The sequence below is a fragment of the Synergistaceae bacterium genome, from assembly GCA_021372895.1.
Taxonomy (GTDB): domain Bacteria; phylum Synergistota; class Synergistia; order Synergistales; family Synergistaceae; genus JAJFTP01.
Genome location: JAJFTP010000032.1, coordinates 1 through 18,704 on the forward strand (window position 1 = coordinate 1; position 18,704 = coordinate 18,704).

Here is an 18,704-nt window from a genome sequence, read left to right on the forward strand (position 1 = left end):
GCAAGAAGTAAACTGAAGTCTTCGTCGAATTTCGGTTCGATGAGTGAAACAGCCCCAAGTATGACATCTCCTGTGCTGCCGTTTAATGAGAGTAAGTCTCCTTTTTTTACTACGGTTTCGCCGACTGTGAACATCTCAGCGGCAAGATCGATCATGATTTCCTCAGATCCTGACACACATGGTTTTCCAAGCCCCCTCGCAACGACGGCCGCATGGCTTGTCATGCCGCCGTGGCTTGTAAGAACGCCCTGCGCGGCAAAGAGGCCATGGATGTCATCAGGGGTGGTCTCCGGCCTCACAAGAATAATATCTTCGCCTTTTGCCCCCCGTTCCGCAGCTTCATCGGCATTGAATACAACGACGCCTACAGCAGTCCCCGGAGATGCCGGAAGCCCTTTTGCAATTTTCTTATAATCGGTTTTTGTGTCTATCTGCGGGTGCAGCATCTGTTCAACTTGTTCCGGTGTGACCCGTGACACTGCGGCGGCCTCGTCTATAAGCCCTTCTTTGCACATATCCACAGCGATCTTGACGGCAGCGGCGGCTGTGCGTTTGCCGTTTCTTGTCTGGAGTATGTAAAGCTTGCCTCTTTCAACTGTAAACTCTATATCCTGTGCATCTTTGTAGTGTGCCTCCAAGAGCTTAGCTATGCGGTAAAGTTCCTTATATACTTCCGGCATTTCATTTGCCAGCTCTGAGATGGATATCGGTGTGCGTATCCCTGCTACCACGTCTTCACCCTGAGCATTGATAAGGTACTCTCCGAAAAGTTTATTCTCCCCTGTTGAAGGGTTTCTGGTGAAACAGACCCCTGTCCCGCAGTCGTCTCCAAGATTTCCGAAAACCATCGTGACAACGTTTACAGCAGTTCCGTAAGATTCAGGAATATTATTTATCTTTCTGTAAGTTATGGCGCGGGGGGTATTCCAGCTCCGGAAGACTGCGTCGATTGCCAGACGCAGCTGCTTCCACGGATCCGTCGGAAATTCGAATCCAGCCGCCTTGACTATCTCCTTATATTCTCCGACCAGAACCTTCAGCGAATCTGCGGAAAGCTTGTTGTCCTCTGTTATGCCTGTCTTCTTCTTCATATCATCAAGTTTCGCTTCAAAATTTGCGATATCAACTTCGAGAACGACATTGGAGAACATCTGGATAAACCTGCGATAACTGTCGTAGGCAAACCTCTCATCCCCGGCTGCTGCCGCAAGAGCTTTAACAGTTTCATCGTTGAGCCCGAGGTTAAGGATCGTGTCCATCATTCCCGGCATTGAAACAGGTGCGCCTGAGCGGACCGATACAAGCAGCGGGTTTGAGCTGGCGCCGAATTTTTTCATGGCAAGGGCTTCGACTCTCCCGACTGCCGCCACTACATCTTCCCAGATGGATGAGATAAAATCTTTTTCTTTCCAGTACTTGTGACACGCTTCAGTTGTTATGATAAAACCAGGAGGGACCGGAAGTCCTATTTTCCACATCTGCGCGAGGTTGGCCCCTTTTCCCCCGAGCAGTGTCCTCATACCGGCGTCGCCTTCGCTGAAATCGTAAATATACTTTTCTGCTTTCATCATTTATAGAACCTCCTCAATCGTGGTAACAGAGAATCTGAAGCGTGAAAAAAACTCACAATGTCGCTATAGCTTGTATCTGCTTATTTAAGCAGACTGAAATCACCGGCCTGCATAAAAAATTCCTGGCATTTTTTCAGCAGTGCAAGCCTGTTGCTGCGGATAGCCGGGTCATTGTCCATTACGAGTACATCTTCAAAAAACTGCGATATTACAGGAGCAAGTTCTGCAAGGATAGATGCGAGTTTTTCCCAGTCAAATTCCGAAACCGCATCCTTCGCATAAACTGTTAGATGCAGCAGCTTATCATAAAGGTTTTTTTCTGGATCCGTCGTAAATTTAGACGGATCTATGCTGCCGCTAACGTCACCGGCCTTGCCAAGCAGGTTCTTGACCCTGACTGCCGCTGTGATAAGCCCCGCAAACCATGCCTCATCGCTGCTCTTCTGGAGTGTCCCTGCCATGCGGTAAACCTGGAGCGGCAGAGAAGGGACAGTCTGAACAGCAAGCATAATGACCTCGTGTTTAAGCCCTTTTTCTTTGAGCTGCACCTGCATGCGCTGCCTTAGAAAAGCAGATATCTTTTCCATTGTTGTCTTATCCAGTCCAAGCGGTACGGCAGCTTCGGCCATGAGTTTGTTTATGTCGATATCGAGCCCAAGCCCCCATATTATCTCATTTATGCACCTGGCAGCCCTGCGCAACCCGTATGGATCCTGTGAGGAAGTAGGCTCAAGTCCTATCTTATATATAGCCGCAATCGTATCCGCCCTCTCGGCAAGCCCAAGTATCGCTCCGGAATAAGAAGATGGGATCTCATCGCCTGCAAACCTTGGCAGATACTGTTCATATATGGCGGTGGAAACTTCATCCGGCTCTCCCGATATCCGCGCATATTCACGGCCCATCACTCCCTGGACATCGGCAAATTCATATACCATGTTTGAGACAAGGTCTGCCTTGGAAATCTCTGCCGCCCTCTCTACATAAGGCCTGATGTCGTTCATGGCAAGCATATCCGTGATGCGCAGGGCAAGCGCCTTTACCCTCTGGACCTTGTCATAGACAGATCCGAGCTGTTCCTGATACGTGACTGATCTAAGCTCTTCAGCCATCACATCCAGAGATTTCTTCTGATCCTCTTTCCAAAAAAACGCAGCATCATAAAGCCTGGCACGAAGTACCCTTTCATTGCCCTCCCTGACGATTGTCATATCCTTTGCCCTGTTGTTGCTGACTCCGACAAAGTTGGCCATAAGCCTGCCTTCGGTGTCTCTTACAGGAAAATAGCGCTGGTTTTTAGCCATCGACAGTGTAAGCACTTCCTCTGGTATATCAAGGAAACCCTTATCAAAACTGCCATAAAATACGACAGGATATTCGACAAGGTGTACATTCTCATCCAGTAGCGCAGGGTCTACATCTACAATTGCGCCAAGTTTTTTTTCTATCTGTGATATTCCGTCCAGTATCATCATCCTGCGCTCTTCGGGATCAGCAACGACAAAATTATCCGCCATAGCCGATGCATATTTTGAAGGATCCTTGATCTCCACTGAAGCAGCTCCCATAAAACGGTGCCCCCTGGAGATGTTCCCACTCTTTACATTTCCGAAACTCACATCGACGGTATCCTCGCCATAAAGGGCAACCATCCATCTTACTGGCCTTGCAAAACGCACTGCCCTGTCTGCCCAGTACATGCTCTTCTGAAAGGAGAGTTTTTTGATAATGCGCTCCAGTATCCCGGGCAGGACCTCCGCAGTAGGTTTACCGGCCTCGCGTTTTTCGGCAGCGACATACTCTGTCCCATTTACCGACTGTACTGTAAGGTCCTCGACGCTTACACCTCTGCTTCTGGCAAATCCTTCCGCAGCCTTAGTGGGCTTGCCCTCAGCGTCAAACGCCTGTGCCTTCATCGGGCCTTTTGCTATCTCCACAATATCCATCTGTTTATCCGCCACATCTTTTATCAAGAGTATAAGCCTGCGCGGCGTGCACCTGACGGTTATCTCCCCGCAGCTTATATGGGCGGACGCAAATTCATCTGCCGAGTATGAATAAATATCCTGAAGCGCCTTGGGCATGAAGCGTGCCGGTATCTCCTCCGTCCCGATTTCAAAAAGCATATCCCTTGCAGACATCAGCAAGCGCCCCCTTCCGCTTTTTCGTAGAAGTCAAATTTTCCGGAGAGCGGATGCCCCATCTCTGCGCGCTGCTCCAGATAGGCCTGACAGCAAGCCCCTGCGATGGCCCTCACACGTCCGATGTAACCTGTGCGCTCAGTTACGCTTATTGCATTTCTGGCATCGAGCAGATTGAATGAGTGCGAACATTTCAGCACATAATCATAGGCGGGGAGAACAAGTCCGCGTTCAAGTATCCTCTTTGATTCAGCCTCATACATGTTGAAGAGCTTAAAAAGCATATCGGTGTCCGCCACTTCAAAGTTATATGTGGAATGCTCGACCTCGCCCTTATGGTGGATATCCCCGTACTTCACATTGCCGACCCAGTTAAGGTCATATACATTGTCAACCTTTTGGACGAACATAGCAATACGCTCTATCCCATAAGTAAGTTCAGCGGGAACGACTTCCATATCTATAGAACCCATCTGCTGAAAATAGGTGAACTGAGTGATTTCCATACCGTCAAGCCAAACCTCCCACCCAAGCCCCCATGCTCCCGTAGTCGGGTTCTCCCAATCGTCCTCCACAAAACGGATATCATGTTCCTCCGGGTCGATGCCAAGAACTTTCAGGCTTTCAAGATACATTTCCTGAATATCTGCAGGAGCAGGCTGAATAATGACCTGGTACTGGTAGTAATGCTGAAGCCTGTTTGGGTTTTCACCGTATCTTCCGTCAGTCGGCCTTCTGGATGGTTCAACATAAGCGACACGCCACGGCTCCGGGCCAAGAACACGCAGTGTCGTTGCCGGATTCATCGTGCCTGCGCCAACCTCAATATCATAAGGCTGCTGGATGACACATCCCTGGGATGCCCAGAAGCTCTCCAGACGCATTATAATCTCCTGAAAATTCACTTGCTGCCGCCCCCTTTGCTTTGCGCAATTTATATCCGACATATTTTAACGTATATCAGAGAAAAACGTTATCAGTTTTTTTAGATGTTCATCATAGATCCCAAATGAATTTTGAGAGCGTGACCATTCTATAAAATCAAGATGGTTTAAAAGTGCCGCAGCCTGAATGTTTCTCAATTCCATGCCTCTTATGGCATTTTTATCAATTCCATGTATGCAGTGCCTGCAGATAAATCCATCCTGAGACCAGAACACGTCGGCATCAAGACGCCCCCCGCATTTTACGCACTGTTGCAGGGACGGCGCAAGGCCTAAAGCATTCAGCAGTTTCCATGCAAATCTGAATTCAACTATTGGAGCCGGGCAGTTTTCTTTCAGCAGGATCATTGCACTCCAGAGGAGGGTAAGTATTTGATTGCTTTCGTGAGTTGCCATGACAACTTTTGATACCATTTTATAAAGTCTTAGCGCCGTCATCAACCGTGAAGCGTCATCACGCAATGAGAGAAAATCCTCCTTTATCTCAGCCCCCTTAAGATAGAGATATTTAGGGCTTTGATAGAGGCAGAACTCCCCCCAGACAAGCGGCTCGGTAGCACCGCCGAATCTGTTTTTGCCTGATGCGGCAGGAGCATTTACCCAGCGCGGACCAAGATCACGCAGGAAAAGCTGAAGAGATTGGCCTTCTTTCGCGGAATCCCTTCTCTGCAGCACTGTGCCTGTCTGTGCGTAATATCCCTGCGGCAGTCTGTCTATTTCAAAGTATGAGATCAAAAACTGTATCCCAGACGGCGCAGTTCATCGGGCGACTTACGCCATCCTGGCTTGACCTTTACCCAGAGTTCGAGAAACACTGGATATCCGAATTTTTTTTCAAGATCCTTCCTTGCCGAGCTCCCTATAACTTTGAGTTTTGCCCCGCCTTTCCCTATAATTATTCCCTTTTGGCCGGCTCGTTCAACAATTATCGTCGCCCTTATCTCGCATGTCCTGAGCTCCGGGAATTCATCGGGACTTTTAAACTCCTCCACGACCACAGCTACTCCATGGGGGACCTCTTCGTCAGTGAAATATAATATCTTCTCCCTGATAACTTCGGCCGCAAGAAACCTTTCGGTTGAGTCCATCAGCATATCCGCCGGGTATATTGCAGGCTGATCCGGAAGGACCTCGCCTATCTTCTCGGCAAGCAGATCAAGATTGAACCCATTAAGTGCGGATATAGGCACAACAGCCGCAGGATGCAGCCTCTCCTGATAAACCTCTGCGGTCTTGCTGAAATGCTCCGGTTTCGTAAGCTTGTCCGCCTTGTTCAGAACAAGTATGACCGGCAGATCCACATTATTAAGTATTTCGAGGATCATCTCCTCTTTTTCGCCTATTGAGCGGTCCCCCGCATCTACCACAAAACATACCGCGTCCACCTGCGCCAGCGAATCAACTGCCTCCTGCATCATAAATGTGCCCAGCGCATGCTTAGGCCGATGGATACCAGGAGTGTCAACGAAGATTATCTGCTCACTCTCCGTTGTATATATGCACCTTACCGCGTTACGCGTTGTCTGAGGTTTTGCCGAGACTGCCGCCACTTTTTCTTTTATAAGTGCATTGATTATAGATGATTTGCCCACGTTTGGACGGCCTAAAAGCTCAACGTATCCGCATTTAAAAGGCCTTTCGTTTCCTTGTGTCATTTCTTCTCCCTCCCGCTCTGCAAATTAAAATGAAGCGGCAACAGCTCACTTAGCTTATAAACGACAAAGCCGTTTATGTCTTCTATGATAACATCCATATTCTCGTTAAATTCCGCTAAAAACTGCCTGCAGGCACCGCAGGGAGGGCAGGGCATGCCGCGTCCTCCTGCTATCGCTATGGCTATCGGGTTATTGTACCCCCTGGTCACCGCTGAGGACATGGCATTCCTTTCCGCGCATATTGACAGCCCATAACTGCTGTTTTCCACATTACACCCGGAAATGATTTCCCCGTCCGCAAAAAGAACCGCGGCTCCTACCGGAAAATCAGAGTAAGGCGCATAGGCCGCTTCCCTTGCAGCCTTAGCAGCGTCAAGAAGTTTTACGGTCGTCTCATTAGAAACATGCCTATTCATGATCATCGGTTACAGAAAAGAAAGCTCGGACCATTTCATCCTGCTCTTTCCACATTTCGTCTTCGCGTTCTTCCGTATCGTGGTCAAATCCTATGAGATGCAGAAGTCCATGGGAAATTACAAGGACAAGTTCTTCATCAAAACCTCTGCCGTTTTCCGCTGCGTTGCCCGCTATGATCTCAGGGCAGACAATAATATCGCCTATGGGCAGTATTTCCCAGTCCGATGGGGGAATGAAGCTTGAATCGACCTCCCAGAGCGGGAATGAGAGCACATCAGTCGGAGAATCTATCTCCCTGTATCCGCTGTTAAGTTCGGCCATTTTATTGGCATCGACGCAGGTCAAAGAGATCTCAACGTCCCGGACTGTAACAGGAATGCAGTTTTTATCTTTAAGCGCCGATAAAAAAATCTTCTCCAGCTTTCTGATAAACAGTCCATCTATACAGCCCGGCCTAGTATCCGATTTACCTGTCCAATCTGTGTAAATCAGAACTTTCATGGATTTTTCATCTGCTCCTTCTTCTCCGCGTTCCTCTCGTCGGCCAGCTCTCTTACATCGCGAACCTCTCTTGAATGGTACGTGGACCTTAGTATATCAACAAAACAGGACTCTATCGAATACATATCCTTTACTGTGAAATCGACGTCTTTGAGCTGCCCGGACTCCGCCTTTGAGCGGATCACGTTGCTGACAAGAAGTGAAAGATCCCTTATGCTTTCAAATGGCTTATTCCTGGATTTGACAGCTGCCTCCACTGAATCGGCGAGCATTACCAGCGCGGTTTCCCTTGACTGCGGCCTCGGCCCCGGATACCGGAACTGCTCCTCTGAGATATTTTCGCCGAGAGCCTTCGCTTTTTCGTAAAAATATTTCTGTACCGTGGTTCCGTGATGCTCGGCAATAAAGCGCCGCAGCTTATTGGGAAGCTTGTTCTCCTCTGCTATCTCAAGTCCGTCTCTTACATGTGAGATAAGCACAAGCGCGGAGAGTGACGGAGAAAGTCCGTCGTGAAGGTTCTCTCCCTTAAGCTGATTTTCCACAAAATAGCGCGGGTTTTTAAGTTTTCCTATATCGTGGTAATAAGCCCCGGCCTTTACAAGCAGCCCGTTCATTTTTAATTTGTCGGCAGCCGCTTCGGCAAGTGTTCCGACCATCAAAGTATGGTGGTATGTCCCCGGTGCTTCAAGCTGCAGCCTCTTGATAAGCGGTTGTGTCGGATGGCTGAGTTCAAGCAGCCTGAGCGGGGAAATCACATCGAACAGGTTCTCCCACAATGGAAGCAGCGCCACTACAATAGTGCCCCATAACGCGCTGTACATGAGCGACATAAGCAGCATTCTGTAAGTAAAAAATATGCCGAGTCCCCAGTGGATGACGATAGAAAACACGCTGAGGCAGAGGCCCAGAAAAAATAGATCCCTCCATATTGTGATCCTGTGGTTAGGCGAATCAAGGAAAAGGATCCTGCCTAAGCCGGCTGAAAGGGGGGCGAGCATACAGCCGATAGCAACGATGCCGGGGTTGGTCCCGTATGCGATCATTACGCTGATGGCTCCTCCTCCGAAGATTATATGGTAAGAGAGAGATACTGGCAGCGTCAGGCATAACCAGCCTGTCAGCCCCAGCACTGCCATCGAATAGCTGTCGCCGAGCCTGGCAAACAGGAGTTCCAGGGTCCATGTCAGCGACAGCACCACTGCGACATATACCCATTCATTAAAAGAAAGCTTTTCCTTAAGGCCTCTTTCTATCCATACCGGCCATAAGCTCCATGAAATAATAGCAATAAGGATAAACACAAGTTGCTTGAACGGAAAAGCAGCATCCGGATAACCCTGAGACCGAAGGAGTTTCGCTAAAGACGGCGTTACAAGCTGCCCTTTGTTAACAAGAACTGCCCCGGGGCGTATATCCCTGATGACGGACGGGATTTGAGACGCGACATCGTCTCTAAGCCTCGAAGTCAGCTCCGAATCAGACTGCAGCGTCGGATTGAGAATTATATCCAGGATTTGAAAAGCAACGTTTCTCTCTGATTGTGTAAGCTTGCTTTTTTTAAGATGTTTCCAGATAAGCGACGTCTGTTCTTCTCTGTTTTCAGCCTCGTCACGGATTTTTTTTCCTGTTTCCAATACTATTTTAATTATGTTCTTCTGTGAGGCAGGCTGAAGTTTTTTTAAAAGATCAAGCAGGGGGGTGTCCAATATGGCTGCGTAATCCCCGCGCTCAAGGATCTCCATCCTCCTGTTTACCTCTTCGGCGATCTTGTCATCCTGTACCATAACATCCATAATGCGGGCGGCGGCCCTCTGTCGCAGATCGAGCGTCGCAGCCCTGTCCTCGTATCGTTCGGATGTAATAGCGAAATAGGTCTTGTTTGACGGGTAGCCTACCATGTAATTTTTCTGCCGGTCATAAACATACCAGTTGGTCCATATAAGAAGGACCGCAACAGCCAGCAGTATGAGCCTGAAGACAATATACTGTCCGTTCTGTGCTTTCAGCTCAAAATTAGGCAGGACCTGTGAAAAAAATTTCTCAATCGGTGCTTTTTTCTTTTCCCCGCAGGCTATATTCTTCATAAGCCCTCACAATCTGCTGAACTATTTCGTGTCGCACTACGTCGCTATTGCTCAGCCTGACAAATGCTATCCGTGGTATGCCTTTAAGTATATCCTGAACGACCTTGAGTCCCGACTCCTTATTGCCCGGCAGGTCAACCTGAGTGATATCTCCCGTGACTACAGCCTTTGAACCGAACCCCAGGCGGGTCAGAAACATTTTCATCTGTTCTGCCGTGGTATTCTGTGCTTCGTCAAGGATAATAAAACTGTCGTTGAGAGTCCGCCCCCTCATATAGGCAAGAGGAGCCAGTTCAATCACTCCCTTTTCGAAATAACGATTGAACTTATCCGTAGGGAGCAGATCATAAAAGGCATCGTAAAGAGGCCGCAGATAGGGTTCGACCTTGTCCATAAGATCCCCCGGAAGATACCCCAGGCGCTCCCCTGCTTCTACAACAGGCCTTACAAGAACGATGCGGCTGACCTTTGCGGACTTGAGATATGCTACCGCCTGTGCAACAGCAAGGTATGTCTTGCCGGTTCCGGCCGGTCCTATTGCAAAAGTGATGTCGTTGTCGCGTATTGCCTTTGTATATTCCTTCTGTCCGTTTGTATACGGGCGAATCGGCTTTCCCCTGTTGCTTATGCAGACTACCTCGTCGTAAAGGGATTTCAAACTTACCGTCTCGCCGATGCCTATCTGGTGCAGACCATAGCGTATCTCGGCGCTGCTTAGTTTCTGTCCGTTGAGCGACAGCTCGGCAAACTGCGTCAGCAGATCCTCGAGGCGCCTGATGAGCTTCTCGTCCTCACCTTTTATAGAAAGGACCGATCCCCTCGCATATATCTTAACGGGAAACGTCTGTTCCACCATACGGAGTATCTCATCGTGACCCGCAAGAAGGGTCACGATAGCTTCATCAGACTTGGCAAGAGGGGTGAGGCTGTTTTCTGCTTCCTTCATTTCCACATCTTTTGACAATTCAAAATCAGACCCTTACTACAGATTTCACTTCCGGAACTTCCTGTCTGATCGCTTCCTCGACAGTCATTCTCAGCGTCTCCTGGGCGAAGGGACATGTCCCGCATGCGCCCACGAGTTCGACAGACAGTGTCCCGCTTGTTTCGTCAAAGCTAACGAAGGTCACATCTCCTCCATGAGTCTGAAGTGCCGGTGAAATCTTAGTATTGATTACATCGATTACCTTTTCCTCTGTTGTCATAGCTTACTCCTCCTGTTTATTTTATATGCGGGTCAACGGTCAAACCATTCGCCGGACTTATGCCCGATTTTGTGATTTTTTTGCCTCGACCCAAAGCTGTTCCAGTTCGTCAAGGCTGAAGTCTATCCATGCCCGACCTGATTCTGAAACAGCATCCTCTATAAATCTGAACCTGGACGAAAATTTCACGCACGCCTTGTGAAGCGCTGTTTCAGGGTCGGCCTTCAGGTGTCTTGAGATGTTTGCCAACGCAAACATCACGTCGCCAAGCTCTTCCTCGACTGCCAGTGTGTCTTCTCCGCCTTTCAGCGCATCCTTAAGTTCGGCTATCTCCTCGTCCACCTTGTCCATCACGGGTGCAATGTTGCCATCAGGCCAGTCAAAACCGACTTTTGCGGCACGCTCCTGTATCCTGTAGGCTCTTAAAAGGGCCGGAAGCCCTCTCGGGATGCCGGCAAGGAGGGACGCATCTTCTTGACGGTCCTTTCGCTCGCCGACTTTTATCTGTTCCCAGTTTTTTAAAACTTCTTCGGAATTTTTTACATCGACGTCACCGAAGACATGAGGGTGTCTTCTGATAAGTTTTTCCGTCAGACATTCCAGCACATCGCAGATATCAAAATCGCCGCGTTCCTCTGCGATACAAGAGATAAAGACAACCTGCAGCAGCAGGTCCCCGCACTCTTCGCACATATTGCCTCTGTTCTCGTTTTCTATTGACTCTATGAGCTCATATGCCTCTTCTATAATATAGCGCCTGATAGAAAGATAATCCTGTTCCCTGTCCCATGGGCACCCTCCCGGAGAGCGAAGGCGTCTCATTATTTCAACAAGTCTGCCGAACTTATCAGCTGCGATACAAAGTTCAACCAAAATGCACACCTCCTGAACTCTCTCTATTCTAACAGATTTGCCGCACATTGCTCCTGTATAATTTCGGAGAGATTCTTCATCCCGGCAAATCCGCCCGGCCCTACATACCCGTCGAGCCTTCTCATCCACTGCGGAGGCAGTTTGAGCCGCCCCCAGCCGCCGTCTGGAATACCTCTTATAACAGTCTCATCACGGCTGCATATGATCTTGACAATTTGGAGGTCCGGAGCAGCGGTACGCACACAGGTCAAATCAAAAAGAAAAACAAGACTTGGCGGGATTTTACCAAACCTGTCACGCGTTTCTTCACGAAGCGCAATTGCTTCAGAAATGTCCTCAACCTTCAAAAGCCGCCTGTACAGGGTGACGCGAAGATTTTCCTGAGGGAGGTAGTCTCCCGGGATAGTCGCTGGGAATCCGACCTCAACATCCACATGTGCTCTGCTCAGGCCTTTGATCTTAGATATTTCCTCGGCGAGAAGGTCACAGTACTTCTGATATCCGACTCTGCTCGAGTTTCCGTGCTGAGCTATGCCTATCAGATCCCCGCCGCCCCTGATCTGCAGATCCCTTTGTGCAAGCTGATAGCCCGCTCCAAGCTCATCGAGCTGGGAGATCGCCTCAAGCCTTTCGCTCGCCTGGACGGAAAGACGGACATCGTCGGGATAGAAGAGAAAAGCATAGGCCTGCTCCTCACGTCTGCCGACGCGTCCCCGCAGCTGATACATCTGTGCAAGGCCAAGCTCATGGGCGTCGTCCACTATCAAAGTATTCGCCATCGGGATATCAAGTCCGCTCTCAACAATTGTCGTACATACCAGTATGTCGATCTCGCCAAGCGCAAATCGCATCATCGTCTTTTCAAGAAGAGCCTCAGGTGTCCTGCTGTGAGCAACGGCAATAGTCAGCTTGGGGAAAAGCCTGTGCAGCATCGTTGCGCGTTCTTGTATGTCATTTATCCTGTTATGGACAAAAAATACCTGGCCGCCACGGTTCTTTTCCCTTAACACTGCGTTCTTGAGCAGATCCTCCGACCATGGCCTGACGACCGTTATTACCGGCAAACGGCGCTGAGGCGGGGTTTGTAAAACAGACATATCGCGCAGCCCGCTGATCGAGAGTGACAGTGACCTGGGGATCGGCGTTGCCGAGAGCATAAGGACATCTACTCCCGGAGCTGTCTTTTTCAACAGTTCCTTATGCATGACGCCAAAACGGTGCTCTTCGTCAATAACAACAAGCCCGAGGTCTTTAAATAGGACATCCTTGCCGAGAAGCCTATGCGTGCCGATGATAATGTCAACCTTGCCCTCTGCAAGATCCTGCAGGATCTTCTTTTGCATGCTCATCGAGACGAAACGCGATATGACCTCCACGCGAACAGGCAGGTTGCCGAACCTGGCGGTAAAAGTCTCATAATGCTGCTGCGCGAGAAGCGTAGTGGGGGCCATCACAGCTACCTGTTTGCCGCAGAAAACCGCTTTGCCTGCAGCTCTCAGCGCCACCTCGGTTTTACCGAATCCGACATCACCGACAATGAGCCTGTCCATTGGAACCGGCCGCTCCATGTCCTCTTCAACCGCACTTATTGCTTTTATCTGGTCATCAGTCTCAACATAAGTAAAGCTGCCTTCCAGTTCTCTCATGAGCTCCCTGTTAGACGCGAAAGAATATCCTTTTGTAATTTCCCTCTCGGCATAAATATTGACAAGTTCTTTTGCCGCCGTCTTTGCCATCTCTTTGGCTTTTGCCGCGCTTTTTTTCCAGTGTGAGCTTTTAAGATTATCCGCAACCGGTTCCTGCCCCGGTATAGGGGACCATGGAGTGATTTTGTAAAATTGCATTACAGGGATAAGAAGACGGCTCTCCTCAGCAAATTGGAGTACAAGATATTCCTGTTCCCCGTCCGCTGTTTCAACGCGCTGCGGCCCCAAATATACCGAGACCCCATAATCATCATGTACGACCCATTGACCGGGCATAAGCCCAACGCCCCAGTCGCTCGGCGCTCTGTTTTCTATGATGTGCCTCGACACATAGACACCTGCAAGTTCAAGGTCTGATATCACAGCATGTTTCTGGCAGATGTCAATAAATCCCTCAGATAATATTCCCTTATTGGCCTTAAAACCATTTATCCGTGCCCATTCAAGATTACGCTCTGCTTCCGAGAACACTTCCACGGTGAAGCCGTCCTTCAGAAGGGTACTGCAGTATGCTTCCACATCCTTAAGCTTGCCTCTGAAAAGAGGGAAAGCGTGCATCGCAAGTCTAATATTGCTGTTATTTATATCCTGGGTAACACGCACACGAGGAAAGGCGGTAAAATAATTACAGAGGTCCTCCCATTTCTGCCACGGAATGGCATTTTGCTTGTCCCTGTCGAGAGCGTTCCAAAGCCACACAGAATTCTCAGCTGTTGTGTCAAGTCCCTTGGGGTCAAAAAAGATGACGCGCATACCGTAAGGGAAAAACTTATAGAGGATGTGATCCGAACGCGAGATAAGGCTCTGGACGGAACATCTGAAAAGGGTCCTAATGCTTTTTTGGGTCTCTGGAAGGAAAAATCGTATGCTCTCGACTTCGTCGTCAAAAAATTCTATCCGTATAGGAAAGCTGTCGGAGGGGCTGAATATATCCACTATGCTTCCCCTTGAGACATATTGTCCCGGAGACCAGACAAGGTCGTTTCTTTCGTAGCCTTTTTGGGCCAGCCAGTCCAACAGGCGGTCTCTGCCTATCTCATCGCCGCATGCAAGTTCAAAGCGCTCGCCTCCGATAGCAAAAGGGGCAAGAAGCGAGGCCGGCGTGGCGGCAAGCACACCCCCGTTGTTTTTAAAACGCTCAAGGATGTCGCCCCTCCAAACTTTTATTGCTTCAGATTTTGACTCATCCTCGGTCAGAGTCATTTCGGGCAGTACCGCCACCGTATCAAAAAGACCCAACATGTCGGCATCGGCGGCAAAATCCCTTGTCTGCCTCTGGTCTGGCAGAATAATAAGCAACGGCACAGAGGCATCACGGCACACCCAAGGACGCGCAGCCCCCTTTGATGCGAGGTGAACAGACTTGTTACGCTTCCATGCCTCTTCGTCTATGCCGAAGAGGCTGCTCACATTGGACACGTTTTTCTCATTCATTGCCGTCAAACTTATACCTCATAAGAAGGCATGTCCATCTATCATGCCTTCTTATCGTCCTCCGGTTTCAAACCATTAATTTTGCTCATGGCCTTCTGTATATCATTCTTGAGCCAGAGATTGAGCGCTTCCCATGCGATATCCTCAAGTTTATGCCACTTATCGCGCTGCTGCGTCGGAATGCGTCCCAGCACCCAGTCAGCCATATCGACAGACCCCTCCGGCAACCCCACACCGATACGCAGTCTGGGTACATCAAGTGTCTGAAGCGCTCCGAGTATGGACATCATGCCCTTCTGTCCGCCGGCAGAACCATGTTCCCTCATCCTGACGCGCCCAAAGGGCAGAGCGGCGTCGTCGAAAATGACCAGCACATCGGAAGGTCCAAGGTTTTGATAGCGCACAGCCTCTAAAACAGACAGCCCGCTGAGATTCATGTATGTATAGGGTTTGAGCAGCGAGATTTTTTCACAGTCATAGAGCACCGGTCCCCAGAAAGCACCCTTAAATTTCATCTGTGGTTCGCCCAACCCAAGACGGCCCACGAACGAATCTATCATGAGCCATCCTGCATTGTGTCTTGTCCAGGCATACTCAACTCCCGGATTGCCCAGTCCGACAATAAGTTTCATAACTGATTATCTGATCTGTCCTGTATGTTATTCTTCCTCTTTACTTGCCTTTCCCTTGGCTACTACCTCTACTTCTTCAGTGCCCTCTTCGGCGGCGGTACCTTCTTCCGAAGCTGCCTTAGGCTGCATGATATTAAGAACGAGGATATCCGTATCCGTAATCAGCTCTGAGCCTTCAGGAAGGGGAAGATCCTTGACGAATACTTCAGATCCTATCTCCAGGCCGCTTGCATCAACTACTATGGATTCAGGGATGGCACTTGGTACCACTTCGATAGTGACGAGCCGGATGCTCTGATTGAAAAGACCTCCCTCTTTAAACCCCGGAGAGATCTCCTTGTTTATTATATGGACCGGAATTTCAACTTTGATCTTGTGCCCGGACAATACCTGATAAAAATCAATATGGCGAAGCCGCTGCGTCAGCGGGTGGCGCTGCACATCCCTGATAAGCGCGGTAAAAATACCGCCATCTGACATCGCAAGCTCAACGATCGCAGTCTCCCTTCGCTCGCTGTTGGCTATCTGGGAGATCATCCTTACGGGGACAGTCCCCGGAAGCCCGTCTTTAAAACCAGGGCCATAAAGGACAACAGGCAGAATGTCCTTTGAACGAAGCTTCTTGCATACACCCTTCCCTGTCGTCTCTCTTTTCGTAAATTCGATCTTAAGGTTCTGTTGTTTGGTTGCCATATTATATTTCCTCCTCAATATATTGTATGCTTTAAATATGTATATACTATAAGCGGATCTGTCTCCCTAAATAATATTTTGTGAGACCTAACGGAAAAGGATGCTCACCGAATGTTCCGAATGTATCCTTCTGAGCGCTTCCGCAAATAGCGTGGAGATAGGGAGCACAGTGATCCTGTCGAACTTCTTCTCCTCTTTGATCGGGATCGTATCCGTCAGAACGACTTCCTTGATGCAGGAGTTCTTCAGCCTGTCTACCGCGGGGCCGGACAGCACGCCATGCGTAGCACATGCGTATACTTCCTTAGCGCCCCTCTGGATCAGGGCCTCCGTAGCTTTTACCATTGTACCCGCTGTGTCGATTATATCGTCGACCAGAATAGCGGTCTTGCCCTCAATGTTACCTATGATCTCCATAACCTCGCATGTGTTTGCAACTTCATGCGAGCGGCGCTTGTCTACTATTGCAAGGTCGGCGTTGCCTATCTGCTCGGCAAATTTTCTTGCCCTTACGACTCCGCCGATATCAGGGGATACAACGGATATAAGGCCTGCATCCACTTCCTTTTTGAGGATACGGCGAAAGTATGACGCAAGAAGCGGGCCGCCTGTGAGGTGATCAACGGGAATATCAAAAAATCCCTGTATCTGTCCTGCATGGAGGTCTGCGGAGATGACCCTGTCGGCACCGGCCTTTTCAAGGAGGTTTGCAACCAGTTTTGCTGTTATAGGCTCCCTCGAGCGTGTTTTTCTGTCCTGACGCGCGTATCCGAAATAAGGTATGACGAGGTTCACCCTGTACACTGATGCCCTTCTCAGCGCATCGACTATTATAAGAAGCTCCATGATGTGCTCATTTGCCGGTTCGCATGTCGGCTGGACAACATATACATCGGCGCCTCGTACGCTTTCCTCAATGGATACTCCGATCTCCCCGTCTGAAAACCTGAAGAGTTTTGAAGCCGAAAGAGGGACGCCCAGATTCATGCATACATTCTCCGCAAACTGCGGATGGGCGCTCCCTGAAAAAATTTTAACTTCTCTCAGTCCTGCCGACATTATTAATTTCCTCCCCTGATATTCTTTTTCCTTAAATACCAGCCCTCTATATTTTTTTGTCTGGCCCTGGCAACACCCAGAGCTCCTTCCGGAACATCCTCGGTTATTACCGAACCTGCGGCCGTCGTCGAATTGCTGCCCACAACAACGGGAGCCACCAGCATTGTATCACTGCCGATAAAACAATTGTCCCCGATTATTGTACGGTTTTTTTTCTCTCCGTCGTAATTGCATGTTATCGTACCTGCTCCGATATTAGTTTTTCTGCCTATTTCCGCATCTCCTATGTATGAGAGATGCGGTACTTTCGCGCCCGATGATACAGTGCTATTTTTTATCTCTACAAAACGCCCTACATGGACATCATCGGCAAGTACGGCCTTATCGCGTATAAAGACGAAGGGCCCCACGGAGGAATCCCTCCCTATTTTGCTGCCCTTTATCCTGACTGAACCGACAATGGTGACATTTTCTTCCAATTCCGCGTCTCTGAGGGTCGTAAAACTGCCTATCCTGGAACCGGCGCCTATATAAGAGGTCCCCCATATCTGCACAGACGGCTCTATTATAACGTCTTCCGCCAGCACTGCTTTAGGGCCGATCCATGTCGACAGGGGATCCATGCATTTCACCCCGCTCAACATCCACCTGTCCAGTATCCTGCCCCGCATAACTGCAGCTGCTTCGGCAAGCTGTCTGGGGTCGTTCACACCGAGAAACTCTGACGGATCTTCAACTTTGACTGCATCAACGCTGCCGCCTGCATTCTGTATGAGCAGCAGAGCATCAGGAAGGTAATATTCCTTCTGAATATTTTCGCATTGGATTTTATCTATTACAGAAGCAAGGATCCCTGTATTGAAAATATACATGCCGCTGTTTACCTCACGGCATTTTTTTTCTTCGTCAGACGCATCATTCTGCTCGACTATCCTCACTGTGGTTCCTTCGCGTATAACACGTCCGTAGCCGTAAGGATTTTCAAGTTCAAAGCTGAGGAAGCTGCAGCCGCCGCCGGATATGTGCTTTTCAGCAAATATTCTGATCGTATCAGATGTGATAAGAGGAGTGTCGCCCGGAAGTATCATAACGTTTTCATATTCCGACCACCAGTTCTGAGCAAGCTTGGCAGCATGTCCTGTCCCCAGCTGCTCTTTCTGCCAGAGAACTTTGACATCAGGGAAAACTTGGGATAACCACGCTTCCACTGTTTCTCCCGAAAAACCAACCATGACGGCTATATCATTAAAGCCCGACTTTGTTATGGCAGAGAGCGGATAATATAGAAGCGGTTCTTCAAGCATACTCTGAAGAACTTTAGGGGTTTTGCTGTACATGCGCGTGCCCTTTCCTGCAGCTAACACAAGAACACAAAACGGTTTCTTTTTGTGTCGCATTTCCCAGGCTCCCTTCAAATTTGCGATTTTATTATAAAAAACTCAACTTTCCCACCTCTTGCTACTAGTGGATTCAAAACCTCTGTTTTTCGTCTTCTCTAAATGTTTTTTAGCGGAGAACCAGTCCCTCAAAATATTTAAGTCGCTGGATTCCCGCTCAAAAGCATGCGGGAAAGACGGTGGGAAAGTTGAGTAAAAAAACAAAAAACATGAGGAGGCCGCCAGCCGTTGCCTTCTCCGTATCGCCTGCAATGGCTGGGGTGGATGGATTCGAACCATCGATGGCGGATCCAAAGTCCGCTGCCTTGCCGCTTGGCTACACCCCACAATGTGCAACGGTCATTATAGCCTCTATGTTTAAATTTAGGCAAGTCCAACATGGAACTTTCATC

16 protein-coding genes and 1 tRNA gene are annotated in these 18,704 nt (G+C 49.1%); all 17 read right to left on the reverse strand.

Annotated elements, in window-relative coordinates; all coding sequences use genetic code 11:
* Positions 1-1,571: pyruvate, phosphate dikinase (locus LLF78_03395; GenBank protein MCE5201543.1), on the reverse strand; the 1,571-nt coding region annotated here is incomplete at its 3' end.
* 80 nt (positions 1,572-1,651) lie between these two features.
* The gene (glyS, locus tag LLF78_03400) at positions 1,652-3,712 is read right to left on the reverse strand and encodes a glycine--tRNA ligase subunit beta (GenBank protein MCE5201544.1); all 2,061 of its coding nucleotides are present in this window, start codon (positions 3,710-3,712) and stop codon (positions 1,652-1,654) included.
* Positions 3,712-4,617, reverse strand: coding sequence for a glycine--tRNA ligase subunit alpha (locus LLF78_03405; GenBank protein ID MCE5201545.1), 906 nt, complete (start codon positions 4,615-4,617; stop codon positions 3,712-3,714). Before LLF78_03405 ends, glyS begins: the two co-directional genes overlap by 1 nt.
* Before the next feature lie 45 nt (positions 4,618-4,662).
* A complete protein-coding gene (recO, locus tag LLF78_03410; protein ID MCE5201546.1) occupies positions 4,663-5,391 on the reverse strand; it encodes a DNA repair protein RecO in 729 nt (242 codons plus the stop codon).
* A complete protein-coding gene (era, locus tag LLF78_03415; GenBank protein ID MCE5201547.1) occupies positions 5,388-6,311 on the reverse strand; it encodes a GTPase Era in 924 nt (307 codons plus the stop codon). The genes recO and era overlap by 4 nt, the downstream gene beginning before the upstream one ends.
* The gene (locus LLF78_03420) at positions 6,308-6,727 is read right to left on the reverse strand and encodes a cytidine deaminase (GenBank protein MCE5201548.1); all 420 of its coding nucleotides are present in this window, start codon (positions 6,725-6,727) and stop codon (positions 6,308-6,310) included. The genes era and LLF78_03420 overlap by 4 nt, the downstream gene beginning before the upstream one ends.
* Positions 6,720-7,229, reverse strand: coding sequence for an rRNA maturation RNase YbeY (ybeY, locus tag LLF78_03425; protein ID MCE5201549.1), 510 nt, complete (start codon positions 7,227-7,229; stop codon positions 6,720-6,722). Before ybeY ends, LLF78_03420 begins: the two co-directional genes overlap by 8 nt.
* Positions 7,226-9,313, reverse strand: a complete 2,088-nt coding sequence (locus tag LLF78_03430) for an HDIG domain-containing protein (protein MCE5201550.1) — start codon at positions 9,311-9,313, stop codon at positions 7,226-7,228. Before LLF78_03430 ends, ybeY begins: the two co-directional genes overlap by 4 nt.
* Positions 9,270-10,259, reverse strand: coding sequence for a PhoH family protein (locus tag LLF78_03435; protein ID MCE5201551.1), 990 nt, complete (start codon positions 10,257-10,259; stop codon positions 9,270-9,272). The genes LLF78_03430 and LLF78_03435 overlap by 44 nt, the downstream gene beginning before the upstream one ends.
* Before the next feature lie 25 nt (positions 10,260-10,284).
* Positions 10,285-10,518: a NifU family protein gene (locus LLF78_03440; protein ID MCE5201552.1), complete on the reverse strand. Its 234-nt coding sequence runs from the start codon at positions 10,516-10,518 to the stop codon at positions 10,285-10,287.
* A gap of 57 nt (positions 10,519-10,575) precedes the next feature.
* Entirely contained in the window at positions 10,576-11,391 is an 816-nt protein-coding gene (mazG, locus tag LLF78_03445; protein MCE5201553.1) for a nucleoside triphosphate pyrophosphohydrolase, read from the reverse strand.
* Between the two features lie 23 nt (positions 11,392-11,414).
* Positions 11,415-14,531, reverse strand: coding sequence for a DEAD/DEAH box helicase (locus LLF78_03450; protein ID MCE5201554.1), 3,117 nt, complete (start codon positions 14,529-14,531; stop codon positions 11,415-11,417).
* A gap of 41 nt (positions 14,532-14,572) precedes the next feature.
* A complete protein-coding gene (gene pth, locus LLF78_03455) occupies positions 14,573-15,163 on the reverse strand; it encodes an aminoacyl-tRNA hydrolase (protein MCE5201555.1) in 591 nt (196 codons plus the stop codon).
* 27 nt (positions 15,164-15,190) lie between these two features.
* On the reverse strand, positions 15,191-15,856 hold the full coding sequence (locus tag LLF78_03460) for a 50S ribosomal protein L25 (GenBank protein ID MCE5201556.1): 666 nt from the start codon (positions 15,854-15,856) through the stop codon (positions 15,191-15,193).
* Positions 15,857-15,943: 87 nt separating this feature from the next.
* Positions 15,944-16,903, reverse strand: coding sequence for a ribose-phosphate pyrophosphokinase (locus tag LLF78_03465; protein MCE5201557.1), 960 nt, complete (start codon positions 16,901-16,903; stop codon positions 15,944-15,946).
* Between the two features lie 14 nt (positions 16,904-16,917).
* Positions 16,918-18,312, reverse strand: a complete 1,395-nt coding sequence (gene glmU / locus LLF78_03470; protein ID MCE5201558.1) for a bifunctional UDP-N-acetylglucosamine diphosphorylase/glucosamine-1-phosphate N-acetyltransferase GlmU — start codon at positions 18,310-18,312, stop codon at positions 16,918-16,920.
* Positions 18,313-18,564: 252 nt separating this feature from the next.
* Positions 18,565-18,638 (reverse strand) — tRNA-Gln (locus tag LLF78_03475).
* Between the last annotated feature and the right edge of the window lie 66 nt (positions 18,639-18,704).